This is a genomic window from Paraglaciecola sp. (assembly GCF_030730205.1).
GTDB lineage: Bacteria > Pseudomonadota > Gammaproteobacteria > Enterobacterales > Alteromonadaceae > Paraglaciecola.
Genome location: NZ_JANQVQ010000331.1, coordinates 70,663 through 74,429, shown reverse-complemented (window position 1 = coordinate 74,429; position 3,767 = coordinate 70,663). Strand labels below are relative to the sequence as shown.

Here is a 3,767-nt window from a genome sequence, read left to right as displayed (position 1 = left end):
TTTTTGGACAACACCTTTAGAAAATGGAACCCGGATTTAGTTGGTGAAAAACCATTAAAAATGGATTAATTTTAATAAAAATGCCCGTATTTTATTAGAATTGGTGAGCCGCTCGAATGAATTATCGTAGGTTAAACCTAGTTTGTTCGAACATATAAATACAGGATTGCTTTGATAAGACGGCTAACACTGCATTTTGATAGCATTTATTCGCCGACAAATAGCGGAGCTAATATTGCGGGAGTCGTTATCTTAGATAGTTTAAAAATGTCCCGTCCTAAACTAAATTGACGGTTGTAAGCCAGCGCGGTTTTCGCACTGGCTTTTTTCTATTGAAAGTCCGTTATTAGCCCGTATTACGCATGCCCACTGCGATACCCGCAATGGTTACCATCATAGCGCGTTCTAGTAAGGGGTCACTATCAACATCTTCTAACTTTCGGATTCTGCTGAGTAGCTCGATTTGCAAATAATGTAAGGGTTCTAAATAGCTGGCTCGAATGTTCATCGATACCGCGCCTTTAGGATCACTTTCCATAACGGTTTTTTGCTTGAGTAAATCAAGTAACAGCACAATGCTTTGTTCAAGCTCTTGACGTAAGGCATCACCAAAATGACGTAAATCCTCAGGCACTAAGCGTTTGTCATATTCGGCGCTGATCCGCGGATCGGCTTTATTAAACACCATGTCTAACATGGATAGGCGCGAGTAAAAGAATGGCCAATTACTTAACATATCTTCTATTATCGGGCCAGCACCTTCATCCAAACTTGTTTGTACGGCTTTCATGCTACCGAGCCACGAAGGCAATACCATACGGGTTTGAGCCCAAGCAAATATCCAAGGAATAGCTCGTAAGCTTTCGATCCCGCCGGTAGGTTTGCGTTTAGCCGGCCGACTACCTAAGGGCAACTTCCCAAGTTCTTGCTCGGGGGTTGCTACTCTGAAATACGGTACAAATTTGGGGTCGTGGCGTACGATACCTCGATAATTATCTCGTCCGTCTGCGGCCAATTTGCTAATAACCTCACGCCATTCCTCTTTGGGAGCAGGGGGCGGTAAAATTAATCCTTCGAGTATCGCGCTGGCATACATATTCAAACTACGTTGTGCCAAAATAGACATTCCAAACTTATACCGTATTGTTTCGCCTTGCTCTGTTACCCTGAAGCCACCTTTTAATGATCCTGGCGGTTGAGACAAAATGGCAGCGTGCGCAGGTAAACCTCCACGGCCAATTGTGCCACCACGACCATGGAACAAAGTCAGTTCCACATTGTTCTCTTTTGCTACAGCCACTAAGGCCTCTTGTGACTCATATTGCGCCCAACCTGCAGCCATTGCTCCCGCATCTTTAGCAGAGTCTGAATAACCGATCATGACGTATTGATGGCCTTGGATATAACCACGATACCAATCAATTGACATTAGCTGTTTGATGACGGGGGCAGCGTTGTTTAAATCATCTAATGTTTCGAATAAAGGCGCGACTGGCATGGGCCAAGTCACCCCTAACTCTTTTAATAACAAGACAACACTTAATACATCTGAGGGCAAACTTGCCATAGAGATAATATAAATGCCAAAACCTGCCTGGCTATTTTTTGCAATGACTTTACAGGTATCAATGACTTCTTGCACATCTTCGCTTGGTTGCCACGATGGTGGGAATAAGGGGCGTTTAGAGCTTAATTCGCGTAGCAAGAAGGCTTGTTTATCTTCTTCACTCCACTGGCCATAGTCGCCAAGGCCTAAATAACGTGTGAGTTCGGCAAAAACATCAGCATGGCGTTCTGAATCTTGACGTACATCCAACTTCAATAAATGCACACCAAAGCAATGCACACGGCGAATGGTGTTAAGTAAATGGCCATTTGCAATGACTTGCATACCGCATGCGTTTAATGAGTGGTAACAAGCCATAAGAGGTTGTAGCAGTTCATCGTTATTAGCTACCCAATCATCTTGATTGACTAAGTTGGCCGCGCTTCCACCTGCTAAGGTATCGATGATACCTTCTTGGGTCTTTTTCAACTTATCAAGTAATGGTCGTAACAAAGCACGGTAAGGCTCTAATTTGTCGCCTACCATTGCCCGAAGGTTATCATCGCAATCACTCATTGATAACTCGGTTTGTAAGATGTCAATGTCTTGAGCAAATAGTTTGGCAGCCCGTTTACGTGCTAATAGTAGAACTTGTTCTGTGACTTTTGAGGTAACAAAAGGGTTGCCATCGCGATCTCCACCCATCCACGAGCCTATATTAACCAAGCGTGCATCAAGTGGAATAGGAAGCTCGTATTTAGCTACAAAGCGTTGATTTAGTTCTCGGATAAATTCAGGAACTGCGTCCCAGAGTGAATTTTCTATCACCGAAAAACCCCATCTCGCTTCGTCTACGGGGGTTGGTCTTACGGTACGAATTTCTTCAGTATGCCACGCTTGGGCAATCAACTCAGAGATGCGCGTTTCAATTAATTTTCGTTGCGTCGCGCTTAAACCTGTTGAATGAATTTGGCTTAAGCATTTGGCTAATTCACTGTGTTTATGAATAAGGGTGCGGCGTGTCACCTCAGTAGGGTGAGCGGTTAACACTAATTCTATGTTTAGTTGTTGTAAGGCTTGTTCAACAGTATCCGCCCCAACACAGGCTTTATCAAGATGCTGAAAAAGGTTTTCGATAGGATCATCGATGGTGTTATTACTATTAAATTCTTGTTCAGCGATATTGGCTAAATTAAGAAATTGTGAAAAAGCACGGCCAATGGTGAGTAATTCATCATTACCGAGTTCAGCAAAAAGGGCCTTGAGTTTTGTCGCTGACTCGTCGTTGCCTTGATACGCCTTACGTCCGTCTTTACGGATAGTTTCAATACGCTGTAACCAGTCTTCACCAAGCTGATCCCGAATCGTGTCACCTAAGGTGGCCCCTAAATAACGAACGGTTTCTGTTAATTGAGAATCAAGAATATGTGGCACAGTTTGCTCCTTATGGCGTTTATTCTAAGCAGTAAGATACTCATGTAGGCTGAATTTGTCTAAGCCAATCTACGATATGATATACCTAAATGAGGGCCAAACTATCAGTATATTGCGGTTTTATCCTGCTTTTTAGCGGCTTTTCAGTATATACTCTTACGCTTTTATTTTAGCGACGGTATCAAGGGGTTAATGTTGATTAAAACCGTGGCTTTTCTCATTTATTAGGAGCTCAAGTGGCACATAAATTTTCGACGGTAGAATCTCAAGCAAGTTACGGTATTGGTTTACAAATGGGCGAGCAATTACGTGCTAATCCTTTTGCTGGTTTAGACATTGAAGCGGTGCAAATCGGTCTTGCTGATGCATTTAACGGTCAAGAAGCTCAGGTAGACAACGATACCTTAGGTAAGGCATTCAATGAAATTCACAAGATTATGCAAGCCGCCAAAGCAGAACAGTTTCAAGCGGTTATAGCACAAGGCGAAGCTTACTTAGCTGAAAATGCGAAACGTGAAGAAGTAACGGTAACGGCTAGCGGTTTACAATACGAAGTATTAACTGCAGGTGATGGCGCGCTTCCTACCGCATCATCAACAGTGCGCACCCATTATCACGGCACATTATTAGATGGCAGTGTTTTTGATAGCTCTTACAATCGTGGTGAGCCAGCTGAGTTCCCGGTAGGGGGTGTAATTCGCGGTTGGACTGAAGCTTTGCAAATGATGCCAGTAGGCTCTAAATGGCGTTTACATGTGCCAGCTGATTTAGCTTATGGCGAACAGGG

Annotated in this window: 2 protein-coding genes; one reads left to right on the top strand and one right to left on the bottom strand. The window is 43.5% G+C overall.

What is annotated here, in order from left to right; translation table 11 throughout:
- Positions 1-346: 346 nt before the first annotated feature.
- Entirely contained in the window at positions 347-2,980 is a 2,634-nt protein-coding gene (gene ppc / locus NWQ57_RS22000; RefSeq protein WP_306024333.1) for a phosphoenolpyruvate carboxylase, read from the bottom strand.
- 236 nt (positions 2,981-3,216) lie between these two features.
- On the opposite strand from ppc, the gene NWQ57_RS21995 reads away from it, so the two are divergent.
- On the top strand, positions 3,217-3,767 hold a 551-nt coding region (locus NWQ57_RS21995), incomplete at its 3' end, for an FKBP-type peptidyl-prolyl cis-trans isomerase (RefSeq protein WP_306024332.1).